This window comes from Halomonas sp. PGE1 (assembly GCF_013000985.1).
GTDB lineage: Bacteria > Pseudomonadota > Gammaproteobacteria > Pseudomonadales > Halomonadaceae > Halomonas > Halomonas alkalicola.
This window is the reverse complement of record NZ_CP053032.1, coordinates 3,699,204-3,724,570: the sequence shown is the minus strand read 5'-3', so window position 1 is coordinate 3,724,570 and position 25,367 is coordinate 3,699,204. Positions and strand designations below refer to the sequence as shown.

Annotated in this window: 17 protein-coding genes and 2 pseudogenes; 10 read left to right on the top strand and 9 right to left on the bottom strand. The window is 69.2% G+C overall.

Features of this window, described 5'->3' with window-relative positions; genetic code table 11:
• Positions 1–7 precede the first annotated feature (7 nt).
• The 7 genes and pseudogenes from ubiE to HIR79_RS17360 form a co-directional block, all read right to left on the bottom strand.
• Complete coding sequence (gene ubiE / locus HIR79_RS17390; RefSeq protein WP_119022371.1) at positions 8–775, bottom strand: bifunctional demethylmenaquinone methyltransferase/2-methoxy-6-polyprenyl-1,4-benzoquinol methylase UbiE; 768 nt, start codon at positions 773–775, stop codon at positions 8–10.
• Positions 776–868: 93 nt separating this feature from the next.
• Entirely contained in the window at positions 869–1,252 is a 384-nt protein-coding gene (locus tag HIR79_RS17385; protein WP_169959308.1) for a gamma-butyrobetaine hydroxylase family protein, read from the bottom strand.
• On the bottom strand, positions 1,249–2,571 hold the full coding sequence (gene hslU, locus HIR79_RS17380; protein WP_119022369.1) for an ATP-dependent protease ATPase subunit HslU: 1,323 nt from the start codon (positions 2,569–2,571) through the stop codon (positions 1,249–1,251). Before hslU ends, HIR79_RS17385 begins: the two co-directional genes overlap by 4 nt.
• Positions 2,572–2,582: 11 nt before the next feature.
• Positions 2,583–3,101 carry an ATP-dependent protease subunit HslV gene (hslV, locus tag HIR79_RS17375; protein WP_119022368.1) on the bottom strand — a complete coding sequence of 173 codons (519 nt, stop codon included), beginning with the start codon at positions 3,099–3,101 and terminating at the stop codon, positions 2,583–2,585.
• A 204-nt stretch (positions 3,102–3,305) separates the two neighbouring features.
• The gene (locus tag HIR79_RS17370; RefSeq protein WP_169959307.1) at positions 3,306–4,040 is read right to left on the bottom strand and encodes an SPOR domain-containing protein; all 735 of its coding nucleotides are present in this window, start codon (positions 4,038–4,040) and stop codon (positions 3,306–3,308) included.
• A 3-nt stretch (positions 4,041–4,043) separates the two neighbouring features.
• Positions 4,044–5,730, bottom strand: a pseudogene (argS, locus tag HIR79_RS17365) (arginine--tRNA ligase).
• 155 nt (positions 5,731–5,885) lie between these two features.
• A pseudogene (locus HIR79_RS17360) lies at positions 5,886–8,124 on the bottom strand (primosomal protein N').
• A gap of 189 nt (positions 8,125–8,313) precedes the next feature.
• Here HIR79_RS17360 and rpmE point away from each other — a divergent pair.
• Positions 8,314–8,526 (top strand): 50S ribosomal protein L31, encoded by a 213-nt coding sequence (gene rpmE, locus HIR79_RS17355; protein ID WP_110068898.1) that lies wholly within the window; start codon positions 8,314–8,316, stop codon positions 8,524–8,526.
• A 237-nt stretch (positions 8,527–8,763) separates the two neighbouring features.
• Positions 8,764–10,032, top strand: coding sequence for a malic enzyme-like NAD(P)-binding protein (locus HIR79_RS17350; RefSeq protein ID WP_169959306.1), 1,269 nt, complete (start codon positions 8,764–8,766; stop codon positions 10,030–10,032).
• A gap of 93 nt (positions 10,033–10,125) precedes the next feature.
• Here the strand turns inward: HIR79_RS17350 and HIR79_RS17345 are convergent, their stop codons facing one another.
• Both HIR79_RS17345 and HIR79_RS17340 read right to left on the bottom strand, forming a co-directional pair.
• Positions 10,126–10,875, bottom strand: coding sequence for a DUF481 domain-containing protein (locus tag HIR79_RS17345; protein WP_169959305.1), 750 nt, complete (start codon positions 10,873–10,875; stop codon positions 10,126–10,128).
• 101 nt (positions 10,876–10,976) lie between these two features.
• Complete coding sequence (locus HIR79_RS17340; RefSeq protein ID WP_169959304.1) at positions 10,977–13,505, bottom strand: penicillin-binding protein 1A; 2,529 nt, start codon at positions 13,503–13,505, stop codon at positions 10,977–10,979.
• A 257-nt stretch (positions 13,506–13,762) separates the two neighbouring features.
• Here HIR79_RS17340 and pilM point away from each other — a divergent pair, with 257 nt between their 5' ends.
• From pilM to gltB, 8 genes are all read left to right on the top strand, one after another.
• On the top strand, positions 13,763–14,824 hold the full coding sequence (gene pilM, locus HIR79_RS17335) for a type IV pilus assembly protein PilM (protein WP_169959303.1): 1,062 nt from the start codon (positions 13,763–13,765) through the stop codon (positions 14,822–14,824).
• Positions 14,821–15,399, top strand: coding sequence for a PilN domain-containing protein (locus tag HIR79_RS17330; protein WP_169959302.1), 579 nt, complete (start codon positions 14,821–14,823; stop codon positions 15,397–15,399). Before pilM ends, HIR79_RS17330 begins: the two co-directional genes overlap by 4 nt.
• On the top strand, positions 15,396–16,019 hold the full coding sequence (locus tag HIR79_RS17325; RefSeq protein WP_110068894.1) for a type IV pilus inner membrane component PilO: 624 nt from the start codon (positions 15,396–15,398) through the stop codon (positions 16,017–16,019). The genes HIR79_RS17330 and HIR79_RS17325 overlap by 4 nt, the downstream gene beginning before the upstream one ends.
• A complete protein-coding gene (locus HIR79_RS17320) occupies positions 16,016–16,546 on the top strand; it encodes a pilus assembly protein PilP (RefSeq protein WP_169959301.1) in 531 nt (176 codons plus the stop codon). The genes HIR79_RS17325 and HIR79_RS17320 overlap by 4 nt, the downstream gene beginning before the upstream one ends.
• 99 nt (positions 16,547–16,645) lie before the next feature.
• Positions 16,646–18,727 (top strand): type IV pilus secretin PilQ, encoded by a 2,082-nt coding sequence (locus tag HIR79_RS17315; protein ID WP_249322200.1) that lies wholly within the window; start codon positions 16,646–16,648, stop codon positions 18,725–18,727.
• A complete protein-coding gene (gene aroK / locus HIR79_RS17310; RefSeq protein WP_169959299.1) occupies positions 18,727–19,269 on the top strand; it encodes a shikimate kinase AroK in 543 nt (180 codons plus the stop codon). Before HIR79_RS17315 ends, aroK begins: the two co-directional genes overlap by 1 nt.
• Before the next feature lie 5 nt (positions 19,270–19,274).
• A complete protein-coding gene (gene aroB, locus HIR79_RS17305; RefSeq protein WP_169959298.1) occupies positions 19,275–20,381 on the top strand; it encodes a 3-dehydroquinate synthase in 1,107 nt (368 codons plus the stop codon).
• A 457-nt stretch (positions 20,382–20,838) separates the two neighbouring features.
• Positions 20,839–25,290, top strand: coding sequence for a glutamate synthase large subunit (gene gltB / locus HIR79_RS17300; RefSeq protein WP_169959297.1), 4,452 nt, complete (start codon positions 20,839–20,841; stop codon positions 25,288–25,290).
• Positions 25,291–25,367 lie beyond the last annotated feature (77 nt).

The window sequence follows — 25,367 nt, the reverse complement described above, 5'->3', positions numbered from 1 at the left end:
GCCCACCTCAGAGCTTTATGCCGCGGTGCAGGGCGACGATGCCCCCGGTGAGGTTGGTGTACTCGACGCGCTCCAGGCCGGCCGCCTCCATCATCCCCTTGAGGGTCTCCTGGTCGGGGTGCATGCGGATCGATTCGGCGAGGTAGCGATAGCTGTCGGCATCGTTGGCGACCACCTCGCCGATCTTCGGCAGCAGCCGGAAGGAGTACTCGTCATAGACCTTCGAGAGCAGGGCGCTGGGCGGCTTGGAGAACTCCAGCACCAGCAGGCGTCCGCCGGGCTTGAGCACCCGGGCCATGGAGCGCAGGGCGGCGTCCTTGTCGGTGACGTTGCGCAGGCCGAAGGCGATGGTGATGCAGTCGAAGGTGTTGTCCGGGAAGGGCAGGCACTCGGCGTTGGCCTGGACGTATTCGACGTTGCCGCCTACGCCGCGATCGAGGAGCTTGTCGCGGCCCACGCGCAGCATGGACTCGTTGATGTCGGCCAGCACCACGCGCCCGCGGGGTCCCACCAGGCGCGAGAACTTGAGGGTCAGGTCGCCGGTGCCGCCGGCGATATCGAGCACGCTGTGGCCCGGGCGCACCCCGGCGCGCTCGATGGTCAGGCGCTTCCACAGGCGGTGGATGCCGAAGGACATCAGGTCGTTCATGACGTCGTAGCGGGCGGCCACGGAGTGGAAGACATCGGCCACCCGGGTGGCCTTCTCCTCGACGGGCACTTCCTGGTAGCCGAAGTGGGTGGTCTGCTTGTCCCTGGAGCTGGGGTTGGCGCTCATGCGATGGGGCTCCCGAATCGCTGCATGGGAGAGGCCGCTGCCTCGAATGGGCGACATTGTAGCGTCCCGCGATGGCGATTGTCTTGACGGGGGTTAGAGCTGCCTGATTTCGATGCCCAGCGGCTCGCGGCTGGCGCCGGCGTCCTCCAGGCGCTGTAGGTAGTCCGCCCAGTTGGCCTCGCGCTGCTCGATCAGCCACCACAGGTAGTCCCAGCTGTAGAGGCCGCTGTCGTGGCCGTCGTCGAAGTGCAGCTTGAGGGCGTAGCGGCCGGCGGGGGTGATGTCCTTGAGGCCGACGAACTTCTTGCCGACCTGCAGGGTTTCCTGGCCGCGGCCGTGGCCGCGCACTTCGGCGGAGGGGGAGAAGACCCGCAGGTACTCGATGGGCAGCCGATAGCTTTTGCCATCGGCATAGCCGAGCTCGAGTTCCTGAGCCTTGCGGTGATAGTGCACTCGGGTCGGAATCGGGGCGCTCATAGGATATACCGCGACAGGTCCTCGTCCATGGCCAGCTCGCCGAGCTGGGAGTCCACGTAGGCGGCGTCGATGGTCAGCGGGCTGCCGATGTCGCTGCCCTTGTAGGAGGCTTCCTCCAGCAGGCGTTCCATCACCGTGTGCAGTCGGCGCGCGCCGATGTTCTCGGTGCCCTCGTTGACCCGCCAGGCGATCTCGGCGATGCGCTCGATGCCGTCGGCGGTGAACTCGATCTCGAGGCCCTCGGTGGCCAGCAGCGCCTGGTACTGCTTGGTGAGCGCCGCGGAGGGCTCGGTGAGGATGCGCTTGAAGTCCTCCGGGGTCAGGGCGTTGAGCTCCACGCGGATCGGCAGGCGACCCTGCAGCTCGGGAATCAGGTCCGAGGGGCGCGACAGGTGGAAGGCGCCGGAGGCGATGAACAGGATGTGGTCGGTCTTCACCATGCCGTACTTGGTGGAGACCGTGGAGCCCTCGATCAGCGGCAGCAGGTCGCGCTGCACCCCCTCCCGGGAGACCTCGCCGCCGCTGGACTGGCCGCTGCCCTTGGCCACCTTGTCGATCTCGTCGAGGAAGACGATGCCGTGCTGCTCCACCGCCTCGATGGCGCGGCTCTTGATCTCCTCCTCATTGACCAGCTTGCTGGCCTCCTCGTCGCGCAGCAGGGCGAAGGCGTCCTTCACCGTGACCCGGCGGGTCTCGCTCTTCTGCTTGCCCATGCCGGAGAAGAGGCTCTGCAGCTGCTGGGTCATCTCCTCCATGCCCGGCGGGGTCATGATGTCGATGCCGGGGCCCTGCTGGGTCAGCTCGATGTCGATCTCCTTGTCGTCGAGCTGACCCTCGCGCAGCTTCTTGCGAAAGATCTGGCGGGTCCCGCCGTCCTGGCGGGGCGCGTCCTCCTGGCCGCGGGGCGGCGGCAGCAGGGCGTCGAGGATGCGGTCCTCGGCGGCGTCCTCGGCACGGTGGCCCACCTCCTCCTTGGCCTGCTCGCGCACCAGCTTGATGGCGGCCTCGGTCAGGTCGCGGATGATGGAGTCCACGTCGCGGCCCACGTAGCCCACCTCGGTGAACTTGGTGGCCTCCACCTTGATGAAGGGGGCGCGGGCCAGCTTGGCCAGGCGCCTTGCGATCTCGGTCTTGCCCACCCCGGTGGGGCCGATCATCAGGATGTTCTTGGGGGTCACCTCCTGGCGCAGGTCGGCGTCGAGCTGCATGCGGCGCCAGCGGTTGCGCAGGGCGATGGCCACGGCGCGCTTGGCGTCCTGCTGGCCGATGATGTACTGGTCCAGGGCGTGGACGATCTCGCGGGGGGTCATCTGGGTCATGGGGGCAGCCTTCAGAGCGTTTCGAGGGTGACGTGGTGGTTGGTGAACACGCAGATGTCACCGGCGATCGCCAGCGACTTCTCGGTGATCTCCTTGGCCGAGAGGTCGGTGTTCTCGAGCAGCGCCCGGGCCGCGGCCAGGGCGAAGTTGCCGCCGGAGCCGATGGCGATGATGCCGCGCTCGGGTTCCACCACGTCGCCGTTGCCGGTGATGATCAGCGAGGCGTCCTTGTTGGCCACGGCCAGCAGCGCCTCCAGGCGGCGCAGGGCGCGGTCGGTGCGCCAGTCCTTGGCCAGCTCCACGGCGGCCTTGACCAGATTGCCCTGGTACTTCTCCAGCTGCGCCTCGAAGCGCTCGAAGAGGGTGAAGGCGTCGGCGGTCCCGCCGGCGAAGCCTGCCAGCACCTCGCCGCGGTAGAGGCGGCGGACCTTGCTGGCGTTGCCCTTCATCACGGTGTTGCCCAGCGACACCTGGCCGTCGCCGGCCAGCGCCACCTGGTCACCGCGGCGCACGGATACGATCGTGGTCATGGAGGTGTGTCTCCTTGGGGGAGCAGAGGGCTCCCGATGACTTTCGGCGCCGCGGGGGTGACCCGGGCGCCGCGAATAGGCTGAAGGGAGAGGTGCGGGCGATGAGCCCTGAATTCAAGACGTCAGGGGCGTCGCCGACTCAGGGCGCGAGCGCGGCCCTGAATCGGCGCTGGCCTGGCTCCGGGGCGGATAGTTCTGGAGCCGCTAGTTCTGGAGCCGGATCAGCAGCGGCTCGATGCCCTGGGTGACCATCAGGTCCTGGGCGCGGCTGAGCTCGCGGTTGTCGTCGTAGGGGCCGACCTGGACGCGGTGCCAGGTCTCGCCGCCGGAGGCCTTGACCTCGCTGACCTGGGCCAGCAGGCCGAAGTCGCGCAGGCGGCGCTGCAGCTGCTGGGCGTCGCCGGACTCGCGGAAGGAGGCGGCCTGCAGCATGTAGCGGTGGCCGTTGCTGGCGGCGGCCTGGGGGGCTGGCTCGGCGGCCGGGCTCGCTTCCTCGCTGCGGTCGGCGGCCAGGTTGGCGGCGATCACCTGGGCAATGGGGTCGCCGCCGGGCTCGGCGGCGGCCGTCTCCTCGACGGGAGGCGGCGCCGGCGGGCGCGCCGTGGAGGAGGGCATCTCGCCGCGCGGGGCGATCACCTCGGACTCCGGCAGCAGGGTGTAGAACTCGAAGGTGGGCATGCGCGGCTCGCTGGGCTTCGCCGGTGCCGCGGCCTCGGGCTCCGGCGGGGCGCTGCGCGGCAGCACCGTGGCCAGGGGCGAATCCTCGACCTGCCAGGGCGCCACCCCGTGCTGGTGCTGGGAGAGCAGGAAGCCGCCCACCAGACCGGCCAGGCCCCATACCCAGCCGGGCAGGCGCCACTCGCGGCGCGGCCTGCTGGCCTGGCGGCGACTGCTGGTGGCGCCTCGACGCTTCGGCGGCGTCTGCTTGCGGGTCGCCATGGGTTACATCTCCTCGGGGGCGCTGACTCCCATCAGGTCCAGGCCGTTGCGCAGTACCTGGCGGGTCGCCAGGCCCAGGGCCAGGCGAGCGTTGCGCAGGGCGTCATCCTCGACCATCACCTTCACCGCGTTGTAGCAGGTATGGAAGTCGGCGGCCAGGTCCAGCAGGTACTGGGCGACCTGCTGGGGCTCCCGGTTGGCGGCGGCGTGCTCGATGACCTCGGGGTAGCGGGCCAGGCGGTTCATCAGCGCCTTCTCCTGGGCCTCCTCGAGTCGGCCCAGGCTGGCCATCGCCTGGGCGTGGTCGAAGGCCAGGCCGTCGGCCTCGGCGCGACGCATCACGCTGCACACCCGGGCGTGGGCGTACTGCACGTAGTAGACCGGGTTGTCGTTGGACTGGGAGCGCGCCAGGTCGATGTCGAAGGTGAGCTGGGAGTCGGCCCGACGAGCGGCCAGGAAGAAGCGGGTGGCGTCGCGACCCACCTCGTCGATCAGGTCGCGGACGGTGACGTAGCTGCCGGCGCGCTTGGAGAGCTTCACCTCCACGCCGGAGCGGGTGACCATCACCATCTGGTGCAGCACGTAGTCGGGCCAGCCCTGGGGAATGCCGGCCTCCAGCGCCTGCAGGCCGGCGCGGACCCGGGTCACGGTGGAGTGGTGGTCGGCCCCCTGCTCGTTGACCACGGTGGTGAAGCCGCGCTGCCACTTGTCGAGGTGGTAGGCGACGTCCGGCAGGAAGTAGGTGTACTGCCCGTCGCTCTTGCGCATCACCCGGTCCTTGTCATCGCCGAAGGCGGTGGTGCGCAGCCACAGGGCGCCGTCCTGCTCATAAGTGTGGCCGTTCGCCACCAGGCGCTCGACGGCGGCCTCCACCTTGCCGTCGCGGTAGAGCGAGGACTCCAGGAAGTAGACGTCGAAGTGCACCCCGAAGGCCTTGAGGTCGAGGTCCTGCTCGCGGCGCAGGTAGGCCACGGCGAACTCCTGGATCGCTTCGAGGTCGTCCGGGTCGCCCTTGCCGGTGACGTGGCGGTCGTCGGCGTGGACGGTCTCGCCGGCCAGGTAGCTGTTGGCCACATCGATGATGTAGCCGCCCCGGTAGCCGTCGGCGGGCCAGCTCTCGTGGTCGGGGGTCGAGCCCCTTGACGCGGGCCTGCACCGAGAGCGCCAGGTTGCCGATCTGGGCGCCGGCGTCGTTGTAGTAGAACTCGCGGGTGACGTCGTAGCCGGTGGCCTCGAGCAGGCGGCAGATGCAGTCGCCGATGGCCGCGCCGCGTCCGTGGCCCACGTGCAGCGGCCCGGTGGGGTTGGCGGAGACGAACTCCACCTGCACCTTGGCGCCCTGCCCGATCAGGCTGCGGCCGTAGGCGTCGCCGGCGTCCAGCACCTGGCGCACCACCTGGGCGGCGGCGTCGGTGGCGGCGAAGAAGTTGACGAAGCCGGGGCCGGCGATCTCCACCTGGCGGATGGCGTCGCTCTCGGGGAGGGCGGCGATCAGGGCCTCGGCCAGCTCCCGGGGCTTCCTGCCGGCGGGCTTGGCCAGCATCAGCGCGAGATTGGTGGCGTAGTCGCCGTGGGCCTTGTCCCGGGTCGGGTCGACCTTGATGGGCGGGGCGAGGTCGGCGGGCAGCACGCCCTGCTGCCGGAGGGTGTCGAGGGCGCCTTCGAGCAGCGAAACGATGGTCTCTTTCATGGAGCGTCGGATGTCCTGTGGCGTCGAGCGGGGCGAGCGGCCGATGAACCGGCGCTAACGAGGCGCTCGCCCGCGGCGCGGGCATGGAAGCGGAGCCCGGAGCGGGCACGGCCGGCCATTATCGGCAATTGTGGCGCGGCTTTAAAGGGCGGGCGTCAGCTGAGCGTCTGGGGGTCGATATCCAGCGACCAGCGGGTGCGGCGCGCCTCGGGCGCGGCCTCCAGCCAGGCGGTCAGCCAGGCGCAGGCCTCGTGGAGGGCGCTGCGCCGTTCGGCGCTGAGCATCACCTGCAGGTGGTAGCGCCCCTGGCGGCGCTCCATGGGGGCCGGCACCGGGCCGAGGCACTCCACCGCGAGCTCGCGCTCGGCCAGCCAGCCGCGCAGCGCGGCGGCGGCGCGCCGGGCGAGCTCGCCGGCGGCCTCTTCCCTGGCGCTCTCCAGGCGCAGCAGCGCCAGGAAGCGGAAGGGGGGCAGGGCGGCGGCGCGGCGCTCCGCGAGCAGCTGCTCGGCCAGGGCGGCGTAGCCCCGCTCGGCCAGCAGGCGCAGGTGGGGGTCATCCGGGTGCATGGTCTGTACCAGCACCCGGCCGGGGTGGGCGGCGCGGCCGGCGCGGCCGGCCACCTGCACCAGCAGCTGGGCACTCTGCTCCAGGGCGCGAAAATCGCTGGCATAGAGGCCGGCGTCGGCGTTGACCACCACCACCAGGGTGACGTGGGGCAGGTGGTGGCCCTTGGCCAGCATCTGGGTGCCCACCAGCAGGCAGGGCTCGCCTCGGCGCACCTCGGCCAGCGCCTGCTCGAAGGCGTCGCGGCGGCGGGTGCTGTCGCGGTCGATGCGGTGCACCGGTACCTTCGGGAAGAGCCCGGTCAGGGTCTCCTCGGTGCGTTCGGTGCCGCTGCCCAGGGGGCGCAGGTCGATGCTGCCGCACTGCGGGCAGCTCTCCGGAAGCGCCTGGCGGCGGTCGCAGTGGTGGCAGGCGAGCAGCGGCGGCTGGCGGTGCAGGGTCATGCGGGCGTCGCAGGCGTCGCACTCGGCCAGCCAGCCGCAGGCGTGGCAGGCCAGGGTCGGCGCGAAGCCGCGGCGGTTGATGAACACCAGCACCTGGTGACCGGCGCCCAGGGTCTCGCGGATGGCGTCGAGCACTGGCGGGATCAGGCCGCCCTGGCGGGGCCGGCCGCGCAGGTCGATCAGCTCCAGCCGGGCGGGGGCATGGCGGGTGGCGCGGCGGGTCAGCGGCAGATGGCGCCACTCGCCGCTGCGCGCCTTGGCCAGGCTCTCAAGCGAAGGGGTGGCACTGCCGAGCAGCAGCGGGATGCCGTGATGGTGGGCGCGGGCCACCGCCAGGTCCCGGGCGTGGTAGCGCAGGCCGTCCTGCTGCTTGTAGGAGCCGTCGTGCTCCTCGTCGACGATGATGGCGCCGGGACGCGCCAGCGGGGTGAAGATCGCCGAGCGGGTGCCGATCACGATGGGCGCGCGGCCGCTGGCGGCGGCTTCCCAGGCGTCCAGCCGCTCGTGGTCGGTGAGGCCGGAGTGCAGGGCCACCACCGGCACCCGGAAGCGCTTGCGGAAGCGGGCCAGGGTCTGGGGAGTGAGGCCGATCTCCGGCACCAGCACCAGCGCCTGGCGCCCGCGCCCCACCACCGCCTCGATCAGCTGCAGGTAGACCTCGGTCTTGCCGCTGCCGGTGACCCCCTCCAGCAGGCAGGGGTGATAGGCCTCCAGGCGCTCGTGCAGGGCGGCCAGCGCCGTGGCCTGCTCGCGGTTGAGGGGCAGGGCGGGCTCCGCCAGCAGCTGATCGGCATCTGGCCGGGAGCGAGCGGTGAGCGGCTCCTCGCGGGACGCCACCAGCCCCTTGGCGGCCAGGGCCCTGAGCTGGTCGCGGGAAAACGACTGGGCCAGGATCGCCTGGGCGGCCAGGCCGTGGGGATGCTGGGCGAGCATCGCCAGCAGCTCGGCCTGGCGCGGGGCGCGGGACAGGGTCTCGGCGGGCGCGTCACGGCCCGCGGCGGTGAGCTGCCAGCGCTCTCGGGTGCGCCCCTCCAGGGCGCGGCCCTGGCGCAGCAGCACCGGCATGGCCTGGTGCAGGGTGTCCCCCCAGGGAGTGCTGGTAATAGCGGGCGGTGAAGCGGCACAGCCAGAGCCAGTCGGCGGGCAGGGGAACGGCGTCCAGGCAGGCGGCGACGGGCCTGAGCTCGGCCAGCGGCAGCTCGCTGCGCTCGCGGCACTCCATCACCACGCCGACCACCTCGCGCCGCCCGAAGGGCACCCTCACGCGCAGCCCCGGGGCCCAGCCGCCGGGCGGCGGCGCACCGGCAGGGCGATAGTCGAACAGTCTGCGCAGCGGCGAGGGAACCGCGACGCCCAGCACGCGCGGGGGCGGAGTCGAGATGGGCAATTGGCCTCCGGGATAGGCTCTGCTAGAATACTGCGCCTCCCTGCCTGTCGAGTTCGGCCAGGGCGGAACGACCGGTTTGCACTCGCGCTTGCGGTTTTCGTGACCATCAGTCAGCGCGACCGATAGACAACCCGTATGCGGTGCCTGGCAGCAGATCAGGTGGCGGCATGCAGCTCAACGAGGCTCAAGATGAAACAAGGTATCCATCCCGAATACAAGACGGTCAACGCGACCTGCTCCTGTGGCGCCAGCTTCCAGGTGGGCTCCACCTCCGGCCACGACTTCTCCCTGGACGTCTGCTCCCAGTGCCACCCCTTCTACACCGGCAAGCAGAAGCAGGCGACCACTGGTGGTCGCGTCGAGCGCTTCAATAAGCGTTTCGGTGCCGCGATCAAGCGCTGATCGCCCAGACGTTCCCCGGACCGTCGAAAAACCCGCCCATCGTGGCGGGTTTTTTTCATGCTGGGCGCTGTGATAAGGGATGGCTTATGGCTGGCTCGCCAGGCATAAGTTGCAGCAAATGGCTGCCATCGGCGTCAAACGAGCGTACAAAAGGCGAGAAAGTCGCGAGACTTGAGCGGTGGAAAGTTTTTCTATATCGTGGACGGACGATTTCACCCTGACCGGAACCCACCCTCTATGAGTGATGCAAGACAGGCCGCGCTGGACTATCACGCCAAGCCCATCCCCGGAAAGCTCTCCATCGAGCTGACCAAGCCCACCGCTACCGCCAAGGACCTCGCCCTGGCCTACAGCCCGGGCGTGGCCGAGCCGTGCCGCGAGATCGCTCGCGACCCCGAGAACGCCTACCGCTACACCGGCAAGGGCAACCTGGTGGCGGTGATCTCCGATGGCAGCGCCATCCTGGGGCTGGGCAATCTGGGCGCCCTGGCCAGCAAGCCGGTCATGGAGGGCAAGGGCGTGCTGTTCAAGCGCTTTGCCGGCATCAACTCCGTGGACATTGAGGTCAACTCCGAGAGCCCCCAGGCCTTCATCGACACCGTGGCGCGCATCGCCGATACCTGGGGCGGCATCAACCTCGAGGATATCAAGGCGCCGGAGTGCTTCGAGATCGAGCAGGCGCTGATCGAGCAGTGCAGCATCCCGGTCTTCCACGATGACCAGCACGGTACCGCCATCGTGACCGCGGCGGGCATGCTCAACGCCCTGGAGATCGCCGGCAAGCGCCTCGAGGACGCCAGCATCGTCTGCATGGGTGCCGGCGCTGCGGCCATTGCCTGCATGAAGCTGCTGGTGGCCTGCGGTGCGCGTGCCGAGAACCTCGTGATGCTCGACCGCAAGGGCGTGATCCACACCGGTCGCGAGGATCTCAACCCCTACAAGGCGATGTTCGCCGTTGACACCGACAAGCGCACCCTGGATGACGCCATCGATGGCGCAGACGTCTTCGTCGGACTCTCCGGCCCCGGCCTGATGAGCGCCGACCACATCCGCAAGATGGCGCCCAACCCGGTGGTCTTCGCCTGCACCAACCCGGACCCGGAGATCCACCCCGACCTGGCCCGCGAAGTGCGCCCCGACGTGATCATGGCCACCGGCCGCTCGGACTACCCGAACCAGGTCAACAACGTACTGGGCTTCCCCTTCATCTTCCGCGGTGCCCTGGACGTGCGTGCCACCCGCATCAACGAGGAGATGAAGGTGGCCGCGGTTCACGCCCTGAAGGACCTGGCCCGCGAGCCGGTGCCCCAGGAGGTGCTGGATGCCTACGAGAAGAGCGAGATGAGCTTCGGCCGCGAGTACATCATCCCCACCCCGGTGGATGTGCGCCTGCTGGAGCGGATCACCTCTGCGGTAGCCCAGGCGGCGGTGGATTCCGGCGTGGCGCGTCGGCCCTACCCCTCCCACTATCCGCTGAAGAGCGTGGACGACGTTTACGGCGTGTAACGTACGGCGTGTAACGTACGGCTCATCAGCCTCCGCGACGCCGGCCCTCGGGCCGGCGTCGTCGTGTCTGGGTGTCGGTAACGGTGCTGGCGCCTACCAGCTGTAGAGCAGCGAGGCGCTGGTGGTGTGGTCGGTGCGAGCCTCGGCGCCTTCCGGGGGCTGGGAGTTGCGCTTGATCTCGTGGGAGAGGCGCAGCGCCAGGCGCGAGTTGAGCCGCGCGGTCAGCGAGGAGAGCGAGCGCGAGGTGGTGTTGTCGTCGGTGGCCTCCACCGACAGCTCCTGCTTGAGGGTGGTGGTTTCGGTGGCCTCGAGGTGCCAGTCCAGGGCTCCGTAGGCCACGGCGAGGGAGGCGTCGGGCTCGGTATCGATGCGGTCGCGGCGATAGCCGGGGCCGGCCTCCAGCGAGAGCCGATGGCGCTCGCCCTCGATCAGGTCGCGGCCGTAGCCGGCGATGGCGGCCAGCTGCTGGTCGTAGCCGCTGAAGCGATCCTTCTCCCAGCGCGCGAAGCCGAACAGGTAGTGGGGGCCCTCCAGGTCGTAGCGTTCGCGCCCGGTCAGGCGATACTGTTCGGCGCTGGCCTCGCCGTCCCGGGAGACGTGGCGCACCTCGCCGCGCAGCAGGTGGGTCCAGCGATCGCGCAGCCAGGTCAATTGGCTCTTGCCGATCAGCGTCTGGCTGTCGGTATTGCCGGCGAGGTGGGTGTAGCCGAGCTCGGCCTCACCGCTGAAGCCATGGGGCTTCTCGCCGGTGGAGGGCGGGGCGTAGAAGGGGCTGGCGAGGGTGGTGCCGCTGGCGGCAAGCCCCAGCGCCAGGATCAGCAGGCGGCTGGCAAGGTGTGGCATGGGCATCCCCAGATGTCCGGTGAGTGAATCCCAGCGGGCGTGGAAGCGGGGTGCGTGAGAGGGCGGGGCGGCATCCTTGCCGCCCCGGCAGGCAGCACTAACTAGAAGATCGCCTCGTAGGCGCCGGTGCCCTGGGAGCCGCTGTGCTGCTCCACTTCGCGCTCGACGCGCTGCGGCTGGAAGCTGGGCAGGTGATCCGGGTGGAAGAGCTCGCTGATGCCGCCGCCCTGGCCGTCGGGCAGCAGGCGGCCGCTGTCCGGGTCGACCCGGGCGGTGACCAGGCTGGCGGGCCGCGGATGCTTCGCCTCGGGACGGCCCTCCAGGGCGGCGCCCATGAAGTCGATCCAGATCGGCAGGGCGGCGTTGGCGCCGTACTCGGCGGTGGTCTCGTTGTTGTCCTTGCCCAGCCACACGGTGGCCACCAGGTCGGCGTTGTAGCCGGCGAACCAGGCGTCGCGCTGGTTGTTGGTGGTGCCGGTCTTGCCGACGATATCGCCACGGCCCAGCGACTGGGCGGCGCGGCCGGTGCCGCTGTCGATCACGTCGCGCAGCATGTCGGTCAGGATGTAGGCGGACATCGGGTCGACCACGCGCGGTGCCACCGGGTGGAGCCGGCCGTCGATCTCCACCTCGGTCTGGCCGTTGGAGCACTCGCGGCACACCACCATGGGGGTGGCCTCCTCGATCAGCCGCTCGTCGTCGCCGCGGGTGACACGTTCGATGAACCAGGGAGCGACCTGGTAGCCGCCGTTGGCCAGCACCGCATAGGCGTTGGTCATCTCCAGCGGGGTCAGGTCGGCGCTGCCCAGCGCCAGGGAGAGCCCCCGGGGCAGGCGTGAGCTGGCGAAGCCGAAGCCCTCCAGGAAGTCGATGGTGGCATCGAGCCCCACCTCCTGCAGCACCCGGATGGTCACCAGGTTGCGCGAACGGGCGAGCGCCACCCGCAGGCGGGTCGGGCCGAGGAAGTCGCCGCTGGCATTGACCGGCCGCCACAGCTCGCTGCTGCCGTCCTGGACCACCACCGGGGCATCGTTGACCACGCTGGCCGCGGTCATCAGGCCGCTGTCCAGGGCCGCCAGGTAGATGAACGGCTTGAAGATCGAGCCCGACTGGCGCTGTGCCTGTACGGCGCGGTTGAACTTGCTGGCCTGGAAGCTGAAGCCGCCCTGCAGCGCCAGGATGGCGCCGGTGTCGGGGTGCATCACCACCAGGGAGCCTTCGGCGTCCGGGCGCTGGGCCAGGCGCAGGCTGCCGTCCTCGCGCTCCAGCACGCGGACCAGGTCGCCGCGGCTGGCGATCTCGGCGGCGGAGCCGGGCTCGGGGCCGCGGGCCCGCGGGCTGCGGTAGGCCCGCGCCCAGGAGAGCCCGTCCCAGGCGATGGTGCGCACTTCGCCGCCGCGGGTCAGCACGCGCATCTCACGGCCGCTGCTCTCCACCACGATGGCCGGCTGCAGCGGGCCGAGGCCAGCGGTGCGCTCCAGCACCTGAACCCAGTTGCTGACATCGCCCTCGATGCCCTCGATCTCGGTCTGGCTGCGCTCGGCGGCGCGCTGGGCGGTCTCCAGGATCTCGGGGGACTCGTCGAGCTCCTCCTCCAGGCCGCGACGGTCGGTGCGCGCCTGGGCCTCCACGAGGCTCGCGGGAAGGTCGCGCTGCTCGGCGCCGCGCCACCCGTGGCGGGTGTCGTAGGCGATCAGGCCGTCGGCCAGGGCGCGGCGGGCGAAGGGCTGCAGCTCGCCGTCCAGGGTGGTGTGGATGCGGTAGCCGCCGGTGTAGGCCTCCTCGCCGAAGCGCTCCACGGCGAACTGGCGGGCCATCTCCGCCACGTAGTCGGCGTCCACCTCGGTCTGGGCCACGTAGCGGCGGGCGGTGATCGGCGCCTGGACCGCCTCATCGTAGGCGGCCTGGTCGATATGGCCCAGCTGGCGCATGCGGTAGAGGATCCAGTTGCGGCGGATCAGCGAGCGCTCCGGGTTGGCCAGGGGATTGAAGGCCGACGGCGCCTTGGGCAGGCCGGCAATCATCGCCTTCTCGGCCAGGGTCAGCTCGCCGAGCGGGCGGTTGTAGTAGGTCTCCGCGGCGGCGGCGATGCCATAGGCGCGGTTGCCGAGGAAGATCTTGTTGACGTAGAGCTCGAAGATCTCCTCCTTGGTGAGCACCTGCTCCATCTGCAGGGCCAGCAGGATCTCGCGGATCTTGCGGGTGAAGGTGCGGTCCAGGGTCAGCAGGTAGTTGCGCGCCACCTGCATGGTGATGGTGGAACCGCCCGATTGGATCTCGCCGCCGCTGGAGGCGAGCTCCACGGCGGCGCGCGCCAGGCCCCTGGGGTCGACGCCGCGGTGCTCGAAGAAGTTGGCGTCCTCGGCGGCCAGCAGCGCCTGGATGAAGTCCTCGGGGATCTCGTCGAACTCCACCGGCATGCGACGCTCCTCGCCAAACTCGCCGATCAGCTTGCCGTCGCGGGTGAAGATGCGCAGCGGGGAGTGCAGCTCGAAGTCCTGGAGCTGGCGCACATCGGGCAGTCCGGGGGCAAAGTAGAGCGCGGCGCCCACCACGCCCAGGGTCACGGCCGCGGTGAGGGACACCAGCAGCCAGACCAGGGAAAAGCACAGGGTTCTGATAAACGTCATGAAAAGGTGGTATCCGTGCAGGGAACTGGAGCGTCGCGAAGGGGATGGGTCGGGGCGACTGAGACGCCATTATAGGAATCCAGGCGCGGGGTCACCAGCGTTGAGGGTGCAGGTTTGCGGTTAGCCGTGTGAGATTCGGCAATATCATGTAACCTCTGCTTACAGGGGCCAGTCCCCGGGGCTCAGACTCCTCCTGCCGTGAGGAGTGAGCGAAATAACAAGCGGTCATCCGCATGGATCAGCAGGGGCGGACCGAGATGCGATTCAGGGCATCCAGCAAGGGACTGATCGGTGTCGATATCACCTCGGCAACCGTCAAGCTCGTGGAACTCAGGCGTGCTGGCGCCAGCTACCAGGTCGAGAGCTACGCGGTGCGGCCTCTGCGCGAGGGCGCGGTGGTCGAGCGTCGCATTCAGGACATGGGGGAGGTGGTCGATGCCCTCTCCCGGGCGGTCCAGCAGGCGAAGCCGCACTCCCGCCGCGCCGTGGTCGCGGTGCCCGCCAGCGCGGCCATCACCAAGACGCTCACCCTGCCGGCCTCGCTCAGCGACGATGAAATTGAAGCGCGCATTCAGCTCGATTCAGACAAGCACATCCCCTTTCCGTTCAGTGAGGTCGCCTTCGACTTCCAGCGCCTGGGCCTCAACGCCCGCTACGCCGACCAGCAGGACGTGCTGCTGGTGGCCTGTCGGCAGCAGGATGTCAGCCAGCTGACCGACGCCGTGCTGCAGGCGGGGCTGACCCCCGAGGCGGTGGATGTCGAGACCTTCGCCATGGAGCGCGCCTTCACCGAGGTGCGCCATCAGCTGCCCGCCTCCTCCGGCGAGGAGGACTGCGTGGCCCTGGTGGATATCGGCGCCACCATGAACACCTTTCACGTGCTGCGCGAGGGGCGTGTGGTCTACAGCCGCGACACCGTATTCGGTGGTCGCCAGCTCACCGAGGAGATCCGCAACCGCTACGGCCTGAGCCTCGACGAGGCGGGCCTGGCCAAGAAGCGCGGCGGCCTGCCCGAGGACTATCCGCGCAGCGTGCTCGGCCCCTTCCTGGATACCCTGGTGCAGCAGGTCGGGCGCTCCCTGCAGCTCTACTACACCGCCGGTCGCAAGCAGGAGGTGCGTCGCATGGTGCTGGCCGGCGGCACCAGCATGCTGCCCGGCCTGGCCGAGCGACTGGCCCAGGAGAGCGGCATGGAGGTCTCCATCGCCAATCCCCTGGCGCGCATGAAGGTCAACGGCCGCATCGACGTCCAGACGCTCTCCGGTGATGCTCCGGCGCTGCTTGCCGCCTGCGGCCTGGCAATGAGGTCCCGCCCATGACCATCGAGATCAACCTGCTGCCCTGGCGCGAAGAGCGCCGAGCCCGTCGCAGCAAGCGCTTCTTCGTGACGCTGGGGCTGGCCGCCCTGCTCGGCCTCGGGGGCGGCTACGGCCTGACCTGGCACTACGAGCAGGAAGCCCAGGCCCAGCAGCAGCGCAATGCCCATATCCAGGCCCAGAGTCGCCAGCTCGACTCGGCGATCCGCGAGATCAGCGAGCTGGAGGCGATCCGCGAGCAGATGCTCGAGCAGGTGCGGGTGTTCACCGAGCTGCAGATGGGTCGCACCCAGACCGTCCATGTCCTGAGCGACCTGACCTCAAGCCTGGTGGACGGCGTCCACTACACCCAGCTCACCCGCCAGGGTGACAGCCTGCGGCTGGCCGGCCTGGCCGAGAACAACCGCCAGGTCTCCGACCAGCTGCGTGCGCTGGCGGCGGCCGCCTCCTTCACCGAGCCAGTGCTCTCCGAGGTGGAGGCCGAGGGGGGCGGTGAGCGGCGTCGCTTCAGCCTGAGCATGAGCCAGCAGCTGCCCCGGGCGGCGGCGAATCAGGCGTCGGCGGAGGAGGGGTCATGAGTCTCAAGGGAGAGGTGCGTCGCCTGCGCGAGCTGGACTGGCGTGAACTGGACATCAAGGAGGCCGGCGTCTGGCCCTGGTCGCTGCAGCTGCTCTGCTGCCTGCTGCTGCTGGGCGCGACCTTCTACGGCATGCACTGGTACCTGGCGGCCCCCGCCAAGGAGGAGCTCGAACGGGTGCGTGGCCAGGAGGCGCAGCTGATCCGTGACTACCGCAGCAAGGCGGCCCAGGCGGCGAATCTCGAGGCGATGCGCGAACAGATGGGCGTCCTCGAGGCGCGCATGAGCGAACTGCGCGAGATGCTGCCCACCGGCGCCGAGGTGCCCTCGCTGATCGACAACATCAGCGAGACCGCCATCGACAATCAGCTCGCCATCGACTCCATCCGCCTGCGCGGCACGGTCACCCGGGAGCACTATATCGAGCAGCCCTTCGATATCCAGGTGCAGGGCGACTACCACCGCATCGCTACCTTCCTGGCCGGCGTGGCGGCACTGCCGCGCATCGTCACCCTGCACGACATGACCCTGTCGCCGGAGGGGGGCAGCGGCCAGCGGCTCAGGCTCTCCCTGCTGGCGCGGACCTACAGTTACCGCCAGAGCGAGGAGGGGGCGCCATGAGCCGAGCCAACCGTCTTTCGGCGGCACTGGCGGCCGCGCTGCTGCTGGGGCTTTCGGGATGTTCCGACCCTCAGCTCGGCATGCTCGACCGCGAGCTGGCCGAGATCCGCAGCAACCCCGGTGCGACCCCGCGGGTGGAGCTGCCCGATATTCCCGACTATGAGGCGCTGCCCTACGACGAGGCCGATCGGCGCAGTCCGTTCATCGCCAGGCTGCCTGAAACGGAGCAGCCGCCGCGCGGTTCCGAGGAGCTGGCGCCAGACCTGACTCGGCCGCGGGAGCCCCTTGAGGCCTATGGCCTCGGTCAGCTCGACCTGGTCGGCACCTTGACTCATGGCGGGCAGCCCTCGGCGCTGGTCCGGGCGCCGAGCGGCACGGTGCACCGGCTGCGCGTGGGCAATTACCTGGGCAGTGATTTCGGGCGCATCGTCAGCATCACCTCCTCCTCGGTGCAGCTGATCGAGGTGGTGCCCACCGGGCGAGGTGGCTGGATCGAGCGCACGACGCAGATGACGCTCAACGACTAGATCCTGATAACGAGATCCGGATAAACCACCAGGCAAGCGATTCGCCGCCCACCGGCAGGGATGGGCGACAAGCGGGGGAAGGGAACAATGCTACCGATCATGAAGCGTGGATTCGCGACACTCTTGCTGCTGGCGCTCTCCGCCGGCGCCCTGGCCGCCTCCTCCCTGGAGGGGCTCGACTTCCGGCAGGGCGGCGGGGGCGAGCTGGAGGTCGACCTCCAGTTCGCCGGCCCGGTGCCCGAGGTGCGCGGCTACCGCCTGGACGACCCGGCGCGGCTCACCATCGACCTGATGGAGACCGCCAACCGCCTCGACCAGCGCAGCTACGCCCTGGGGATCGGTGGCGTGCGGCAGGTCACGGCGCTGGAGGCCGGCTCCCGCACCCGCCTGGTGTTCGATCTCGAGGGGCCGCTGCCCTACAACACCCGCGAGCAGGGCAATCGCCTGCGCCTGGCCATCGGTGGCGGCGCGGCCGATACCGGCGTGGCACAGGCAGCGGCGCCGGCACCGGCGTCGGCCCCCAGCGAGCCGGCCCCCAGCCGGTCGGTGGCCAGCGGTCCCAGCGTCGAGAACATCGACTTCCGCCGCGGCGAGGGCGGCGCCGGCCGCCTGGTGGTCACCTTCGACCGTGCCGGGGTCGATGCCCGGGTGCGCGAGAGCGGGCGAAACCGCATCACCGCCGACCTGCGCGGCGTGGACCTGCCGGCCTCCCTGGATCAGGTCTATGACGTCAGCGACTTCGGCACCCCGCTGCGCCGCGTCACCCCGCGGGTCGGCCGAGATGGCGTGACCCTCGATATCGAGGGGGCCGGCGAGTTCGCCATGGTCTCCACCCAGAGCGGCCGCCAGCTCACCATCGAGGCCCAGCCGGTCACCCAGCAGCAGCGCGAGCAGCGGGTCCGCGAGCAGTTCCCCTACACCGGCGAGCGCATCACCCTCAACTTCCAGGACATCGAGGTGCGTTCGGTGCTGGCGATCATCGCCGACTTCACCGGACTCAACCTGGTGGCCAGCGACAGCGTCCAGGGTCGGGTGACCCTGAACCTCGAGGACGTGCCCTGGGACCAGGCGCTGGACCTGGTGCTCAAGAGCCACGGCCTGGCCAGCCGCCAGGAGGGTAACGTCATCGTGGTGGCCCCGGCCAGCGAGCTGGCCAATATCGAGCGCCAGGAGCTGCAGGCCCGCGAGCAGATGGAGGTGTTGGCGCCGCTCACCACCGAGTATGTGCAGGTGCGCTATGCGCGCGCCTCCGACCTGGCGGCGCTGCTGCGCGGCGGCGAAGGGTTCGGGCTTTTGACCGAGCGCGGCCGGGTGGCGGTGGATCAGCGCACCAACACCCTGCTGATCCAGGACACCGCCGACCAGATCGACGAGATCATGCGCACCCTGGACCGCCTCGACGTGGCCGTGCGCCAGGTGCAGATCGAGGCGCGCATCGTTATCGCCAGCGACAGCGCCACCCGCGAGCTGGGGGTCAACTGGGGTGTCTCAGGTGGAGGAAGTCGCTTTAACCTTGGTGTCGATAGGGACGGTAACACTAGCCGTGAGACATCTGCTTCCACTGGCGCCCCCATTGGATTGGGCGGCCTGGCCGTGGACTTTGGTTCCACTGCGCGCGGCGTTGGAGGGGCGACTAGCTTCGCCTTCGGCTATCTCTCCGGTGACGTGCTGCTCGACCTGGAACTGCGCGCCCTGGAGAGCGAGGGGCGCAGCTATACCATCTCCCAGCCGCGGATTATCACCGCCAACCAGCGCACCGCGGTGATCAAGCAGGGCCAGGAGCGCGCCTACCGCGAGGCCTCCGCCAGCGGCGCGGCCGCGGTGGACTTCAAGGAGGCGGTGCTGTCGCTGGAGGTGACGCCGCAGATCACCCCGGACAATCGCATCATCATGGACGTGGCCATCACCAACGACACCTTCGGCGAGTTCAACCCGGGCGAGGAGCCGCCGATCAACAAGAATGAGCTCGAGACCCAGGTGCTGGTCGATAACGGCGAGACGGTGGTGCTGGGCGGGATCCTGCAGACCGAGGAGTTGCGTAATATGGTGAAGACCCCCTTCCTGGGCGACCTGCCGGTGATTCGACATCTCTTCCGCTATACCCAACAGACCAACGAGAAGGTAGAGTTGCTGGTATTCATTACTCCCCGGATACTGGACGACGGCGTGGCCCTTCGCTGATGCAGGCACTACCCAACCTGATACTGATCGGCCCCATGGGGGCCGGCAAGAGCACCATCGGCCGCCTCTTGGCGGCCGAACTTTCTCGCGACTTCTTCGATACCGACCACGAGATCCAGGACCGCTGCGGCGCCGATATCCCCTGGATCTTCGACGTGGAGGGGGAACTCGGCTTCCGCGACCGCGAGACCCAGATGATCGATGAGCTGACCCGGCTCGAGGGGGTGGTGATCGCCACCGGTGGCGGCGCCGTGCTGCGCGAGGAGAACCGCCGCATGCTGCGCGAGCGCGGCACCGTGATCTATCTCTACACCACCGTCGAGCAGCAGCTCAAGCGCACCGCCAAGGACCGCAACCGGCCGCTGCTCCAGCGGCCGGACAGGGAGGCGGTGCTGCGCGAGATGTTCGGCGTGCGCGACCCCCTCTATCGAGCCACCGCCGACGTCACCGTGCGTACCGACCGCCGTGGCCCCCGGGCCGTGGTCAACGATATCGTCAGGCGCGTCACCCGGCTGGTCGACCCCCTGCAATGCAAGGCATGAGGCCCATGAGCGAGACTCTGACAGGCCCGCGCACCCTCGAGGTGGCGCTGGGCGAACGCAGCTATCCCATCCATATCGGTCCCGGCCTGCTGGGTGAGCCCGGTGCGCTGGCGCCCTGGCTGGCCGGCCGCCAGGTGATGATCGTCACCAACGAGGTAGTGGCACCGCTCTACCTGGAGCGCTGCCGGGCCTCGCTGCCGGCAGGTGTCGAGGTGCGGGAGCTGGTGCTGCCCGACGGCGAGGCCACCAAGACCCTGGCCAGCGTGTCGCGCATCTGGGATGCCCTGCTGGAGGCGGGCTTCAATCGCCGCTGTACCCTGATCGCCCTGGGCGGCGGGGTGATCGGCGACATGGTCGGCTATGCAGCCGCCTGCTATCAGCGCGGGGTGGCCTTCATCCAGGTGCCGACGACCCTGCTCTCCCAGGTGGACTCCTCGGTGGGCGGCAAGACCGGGGTCAACCATCCGTTGGGCAAGAACATGATCGGCGCCTTCTGGCAGCCCCGTGCCGTGCTGATCGACACCGACACCCTGGCCACCCTGCCGCCCCGTGAGCTCTCCGCGGGGCTCGCCGAGGTGATCAAGTACGGGCTGATCCGCGATGCCGACTTCCTGGCCTGGCTGGAGGCCGAGATGCCCGCCCTGCGGGCCCTGGAGGCATCGGCGCTGACCCGTGCCATCGAGCGCAGCTGTGCGCTCAAGGCCGAGATCGTCGCCGAGGACGAGACCGAGCAGGGGGTCCGGGCGCTGCTCAACCTGGGGCACACCTTCGGGCACGCCATCGAGGCGCACCAGGGCTACGGGGTCTGGTTGCACGGCGAGGCGGTGGGGGCCGGCATGCTGATGGCCGCCGAGCTCTCGGCGCGGCTGGGCTGGCTCTCCGAGGCCGAGGTGGCGCGCACCAGGGCCATCATCGGGGCCGCCGGGCTGCCGCTGGCCGCGCCTGCCGACATGTCGGTGGAGGACTTCCTGGTCCGCATGCGGCTCGATAAGAAGAACGTCGACAGCCGCCTGCGTCTGATCCTGCTGCGCACGCTGGGGGATGCCTGCCTCTTCGACGAGACCCCGGCCGAGCTGCTGGAGGCGCTGATCGAGGCATTTCCCCGCGGCTGATCCGCCTCCGACGCCGTTGGCACCCGATCTCGACGCCCGCACCCCTGTTGTGCGGGCGTCGTCGTTGGTGGGGGCTCTGCCGGGCGGCATGGGGCGCCGGCGAGGGTCATGCCGAGAATCCGCATGACTTATGCGCTATCAGCATGGGGTTTCAGGGGTATGTTAGACTAAAGTCTAGTATCGGCATTCAATCGTTGAAGATTCGTCTATGTGTTCTGCAAGTCATTGAGGGACAGGCTTTTTTCGTCCGGAGGGATTCTGCAAGTCGCGGATTTTCAGGTGTTTTTTGATTGATGCTTCACTACTGGCGTTGCGCGTTTCCCGGCGGAGTGTCTATGCTGGGCGGCCTTTTGTCGTGCAGCCTGACGCCTTGCGGGGCGTGACGTGAAAAAATAAAAACCTAGTAAAATATCACGGTAGAGCTGCAAAAGAAATCACCTTTATCCGAGGCACGCCAATGAACAGAGGTCTCCATCAGCCCGGCGAGTTCCGCGACAACTGCGGGTTCGGCCTGATCGCCCACATGGAAGGGCGCGCCAGCCATCAGCTGCTGCGCACCGCCATCGAGTCGCTCACCTGCATGACCCACCGTGGCGGCATCGCCGCCGACGGCAAGACTGGCGACGGCTGCGGCCTGCTGCTCAAGATGCCCGAGGCCTTTATGCGCCAGATCGCGCAGGAAGCTCTCGGTGTCGACCTGGGTGAGCGCTTCGCGGTGGGGGCGGTCTTCCTGCCCGACGATGACGCACGTGCCGCCAAGGCGTGCGATACCCTCGAGGGCGAGTTGCGCGCCCGCGGCCTGGTGATCCGCGGCTGGCGCGACGTGCCGGTGGACCCGAGCGTCTGTGGCCCCATGGCGCTGGCGTGCCTGCCGAGGATCCGCCACCTCTTCGTGGAGCCGGGCAAGAACGGCAGCGTCGAGACCTTCGAGGTCGACCTCTTCATGGGCCGCCGCCTGGCCGAGCAGGCCCTGCGCAGCGAGTCCGAGTTCTACGTCTGCTCGCTCTCCGAGCAGGTGATCTCCTACAAGGGCCTGGTGATGCCGGTGGACCTGCCGGCCTTCTACCGGGACCTCGGCGACGAGCGTCTGGAGACCGCGATCTGCGTCTTCCACCAGCGCTTCTCCACCAACACCGCGCCGCGCTGGCCCCTGGCCCAGCCCTTCCGCCTGCTGGCCCACAACGGCGAGATCAACACCATCGAGGCCAACCGCGGCTGGGCCAACTCCCGCAAGGAGAACTTCGTCTGTGAGCGGCTGCCCGAGATCGCCGAGCTCGACGAGATCGTCAACACCACGGGCTCCGACTCCTCGAGCATGGACAACATGCTGGAAGTGCTGCTGACGGGCGGCATGGAGCTGCACCGCGCCGTACGCCTGATGGTGCCCCCCGCCTGGCAGAACGTGGAGCTGATGGACGGCGACCTGCGCGCCTTCTACGAGTACAACTCCATGCACATGGAGCCCTGGGACGGCCCCGCCGGCGTGGTGATGACCGACGGCCGCCAGGCGCTCTGCATGCTGGACCGCAACGGCCTGCGTCCGGCTCGCTGGGTGATCACCAAGAACGGTTTCATCACCCTGGCCTCCGAGATCGGCACCTACGACTACAAGCCCGAGGACGTGGTGGCCAAGGGGCGCGTGGGCCCCGGCCAGATACTGGCCGTGGACACCGAGACCGGCGAGGTGCTGCACACCGGCGACATCGACGAGCGCCTCAAGTCGGCCTACCCCTACAAGCGCTGGCTGAAGCAGGAGGCCCACTACCTGGAGTCGGCGCTGACCGAGCTGGCCAGCTTCCACAACATGGATACCGACGCCCTCAATGTCGCTCAGAAGATGTTCCAGGTGAGCTTCGAGGAGCGCGACCAGCTGCTGCGTCCCCTGGCCGAGAGCGGCCAGGAGGCGGTGGGCTCCATGGGGGACGATACGCCCATGGCGGTGCTCTCCGGCAAGCAGCGCCTGCTGACCGACTACTTCCGCCAGAAGTTTGCCCAGGTCACCAACCCTGCCATCGACCCGCTGCGCGAGGCGATCGTGATGTCGCTGGAGACCTGCATCGGCGCCGAGCTCAACGTCTTCAAGGCGACGCCGGAGCATGCCCACCGCATTATCCTGACCACCCCGGTGCTCTCGCCGCGCAAGTTCACCGCCCTGGTGGAGCAGGATGACCCGACCTTCGCGCCCCATCGGCTGCGCATGGCCTACGACCCCGAGGCAATGGGGCTGCAGGCGGCGATTCGCGAGCTCTGCCGCCAGGCCGAGGCGGCCGTGCACGATGGCAAGGTGGTGCTGGTGCTGTCGGATGCCGACCTCGAGCGGGGCGAGCTGCCGATCCACGCGGCCCTGGCCGTGGGGGCCGTCCACCACCACCTCAGTCGCCTGGCACTGCGCCCGCGGGCCAACATCGTGGTGGAGACCGGCTATGCCCGCGACGCCCACCAGATGGCGGTGCTGTTCGGTGTGGGCGCCACCGCGGTCTTCCCGTGGCTCGCCTACCAGGTGATGGCCGACATGCAGCGCACCGGCGAGCTCACCGGCAACCCGGCCGACGCCCGCGAGAACTACCGCAAGGGCCTGCAGAAGGGGCTCTACAAGATCCTCTCCAAGATGGGCATCTCGACGCTCGCCTCCTACCGCGGCTCCCAGCTGTTCGAGGCGGTGGGACTGGCCGACGAGGTGATGGAGCTGTGCTTCACCGGCATGGCCTCGCGCATCCAGGGCACCGGCTTCGCCGAGCTGCAGCTGCAGCAGGAGTGGCTGGCCCGCGATGCCTGGACGCCGCGCAAGGGGATCTCCCAGGGTGGCCTGGTCAAGTATGTGCACGGCCATGAGTACCACGCCTACAACCCCGACGTGGTCAAGGCGCTGCAGGAGGCGGTGCAGGAGGGCGACTACGCCAAGTGGAAGAAGTTTGCCTCCCTGGTCAACGAGCGTCCGCCGGCCACCATCCGCGACCTGCTCAAGCTGAAGCCGGCCGCCGAACCGCTGTCTCTGGAGGAGGTGGAGGCAGTCGAGGACCTGATCCCGCGCTTCGACAGCGCTGGCATGTCGCTGGGCGCGCTGTCGCCGGAGGCTCACGAGGCCCTGGCTCAGGCCATGAACGAGGCGGGCGGGCGCTCCAACTCCGGCGAGGGCGGCGAGGATCCGGCCCGCTACGGCACCATCCGCTCCTCCAAGATCAAGCAGATCGCCTCCGGGCGCTTTGGCGTCACCCCGGCCTACCTGGTCAACGCCGAGGTGCTGCAGATCAAGGTGGCCCAGGGCGCCAAGCCCGGCGAGGGCGGCCAGCTGCCCGGCGGCAAGGTCAACGACCTGATCGCCCGGCTGCGCTACTCCGTGCCCGGCGTGACCCTGATCTCGCCGCCGCCGCACCATGACATCTACTCCATCGAGGACCTGGCGCAGCTGATCTTCGACTTGAAGCAGGTCAACCCGGAGGCCCAGGTCTCGGTGAAGCTGGTCTCCGAGCCCGGCATCGGCACCATCGCCACCGGCGTGGCCAAGGCCTACGCCGACCTGATCACCGTCTCCGGCTACGACGGCGGCACCGCGGCGAGCCCCATCACCTCCATCAAGCACGCCGGTTCCCCCTGGGAGCTGGGCCTGCCCGAGGTGCACCAGGCGCTGCGCATCAACGGCCTGCGCGACAAGATCCGCCTGCAGACCGACGGCGGCCTGAAGACCGGCCTCGACGTGGTCAAGGCGGCGATCCTCGGCGCCGAGAGCTTCGGCTTCGGCACCGCGCCCATGGTGGCGCTGGGCTGCAAGTACCTGCGCATCTGCCACCTGAACAACTGCGCCACCGGCGTGGCCACCCAGAACGACTTCCTGCGCGGCGAGCACTTCCGCGGCACCGTGGACATGGTCAAGCACTACTTCCGCTTCATCGCCGAGGAGGTGCGTGAGCTGATGGCCATGCTGGGCGTGCGAAAGCTCACCGACCTGATCGGCCGCACCGACCTACTCGAGGTGCTGGAGGGCGTCACCGCCTCCCAGCGCAGGCTCGACCTGACCCCGCTGCTGGGCAACGACTTCGTGCCGGCCGAGGCCCCGCAGTTCTGCCAGGTGAGCCGCAACGTACCCCACGACCCGGGTGCCAAGAACCAGGAGGTGCTGGCGGCGCTGGCGGACGCCATCGAGGCGAAGTCCGGCGGCGACTTCTCCTTCACCATCACCAACTGCGACCGCAGCGTGGGGGCGCTCACCTCCGGGGCCATCGCCAAGCGCTACGGCGAGGCGGGGCTCGAGGAGGCGCCGGTCACCGCGCGCTTCATCGGCGTGGCGGGCCAGAGCTTCGGCGTCTGGAACGCCCGCGGTCTCAACCTCTATCTGGAAGGGGACGCCAACGACTACGTCGGCAAGGGCATGAACGGCGGCAAGGTGGTGATCACCCCGCCCAAGGCCAGCCGCTTCGAGAGCCACAAGACGGCGATCATCGGCAACACCTGCCTGTATGGCGCCACCGGCGGCAAGCTGTTCGCCGCGGGCACCGCCGGCGAGCGCTTCGGGGTGCGCAACTCCGGCGCCCACGCGGTGATCGAGGGCGCCGGCGACCACTGCTGCGAGTACATGACCGGCGGCCTGGTGGCGGTGCTCGGCGAGACCGGCGTCAACTTCGGCGCGGGCATGACCGGCGGCTTCGCCTACGTGCTCGACGAGGACCGTACCTTCGTCGACAAGTACAACCACGAGCTGGTGGAGATCCACCGCGTCAACACGGAGACCATGGAAGCCTATCGCCGCCACCTGCGCGAGGTGATCGAGGAGTTCGTCGACGAGACCGGCTCGGCCCGCGGCCGCGCCATCCTCGACGACTTCAGCGACTTCATCCGCCACTTCTGGCTGGTGAAGCCCAAGGCGGCAAGCCTGAACAGCCTGTTGGCCCAATCCCGGCGTCAGCCGGAGTAGAGAGGCGGCGTCAGCCGGAATAACGCCCTCGACAACAGGTGATTCGCCCCGCCGGGCCCAGGGTCCGGCCGGGGTGA

Bases quoted from the DNA above. Each gene is read 5' to 3' on its own strand.
- HIR79_RS17370 (WP_169959307.1), bottom strand. From the start codon at position 4,040: ATGGCGACCCGCAAGCAGACGCCGCCGAAGCGTCGAGGCGCCACCAGC.
- HIR79_RS17330 (WP_169959302.1), top strand. From the start codon at position 14,821: ATGACCATCGAGATCAACCTGCTGCCCTGGCGCGAAGAGCGCCGAGCC.
- pilM (WP_169959303.1), top strand. From the start codon at position 13,763: ATGCGATTCAGGGCATCCAGCAAGGGACTGATCGGTGTCGATATCACC.
- aroK (WP_169959299.1), top strand. From the start codon at position 18,727: ATGCAGGCACTACCCAACCTGATACTGATCGGCCCCATGGGGGCCGGC.
- ubiE (WP_119022371.1), bottom strand. From the start codon at position 775: ATGAGCGCCAACCCCAGCTCCAGGGACAAGCAGACCACCCACTTCGGC.
- HIR79_RS17340 (WP_169959304.1), bottom strand. From the start codon at position 13,505: ATGACGTTTATCAGAACCCTGTGCTTTTCCCTGGTCTGGCTGCTGGTG.
- gltB (WP_169959297.1), top strand. From the start codon at position 20,839: ATGAACAGAGGTCTCCATCAGCCCGGCGAGTTCCGCGACAACTGCGGG.
- rpmE (WP_110068898.1), top strand. From the start codon at position 8,314: ATGAAACAAGGTATCCATCCCGAATACAAGACGGTCAACGCGACCTGC.
- HIR79_RS17320 (WP_169959301.1), top strand. From the start codon at position 16,016: ATGAGCCGAGCCAACCGTCTTTCGGCGGCACTGGCGGCCGCGCTGCTG.
- HIR79_RS17315 (WP_249322200.1), top strand. From the start codon at position 16,646: ATGAAGCGTGGATTCGCGACACTCTTGCTGCTGGCGCTCTCCGCCGGC.
- hslV (WP_119022368.1), bottom strand. From the start codon at position 3,101: ATGACCACGATCGTATCCGTGCGCCGCGGTGACCAGGTGGCGCTGGCC.
- HIR79_RS17345 (WP_169959305.1), bottom strand. From the start codon at position 10,875: ATGCCACACCTTGCCAGCCGCCTGCTGATCCTGGCGCTGGGGCTTGCC.
- aroB (WP_169959298.1), top strand. From the start codon at position 19,275: ATGAGCGAGACTCTGACAGGCCCGCGCACCCTCGAGGTGGCGCTGGGC.
- HIR79_RS17325 (WP_110068894.1), top strand. From the start codon at position 15,396: ATGAGTCTCAAGGGAGAGGTGCGTCGCCTGCGCGAGCTGGACTGGCGT.
- HIR79_RS17385 (WP_169959308.1), bottom strand. From the start codon at position 1,252: ATGAGCGCCCCGATTCCGACCCGAGTGCACTATCACCGCAAGGCTCAG.
- hslU (WP_119022369.1), bottom strand. From the start codon at position 2,571: ATGACCCAGATGACCCCCCGCGAGATCGTCCACGCCCTGGACCAGTAC.
- HIR79_RS17350 (WP_169959306.1), top strand. From the start codon at position 8,764: ATGAGTGATGCAAGACAGGCCGCGCTGGACTATCACGCCAAGCCCATC.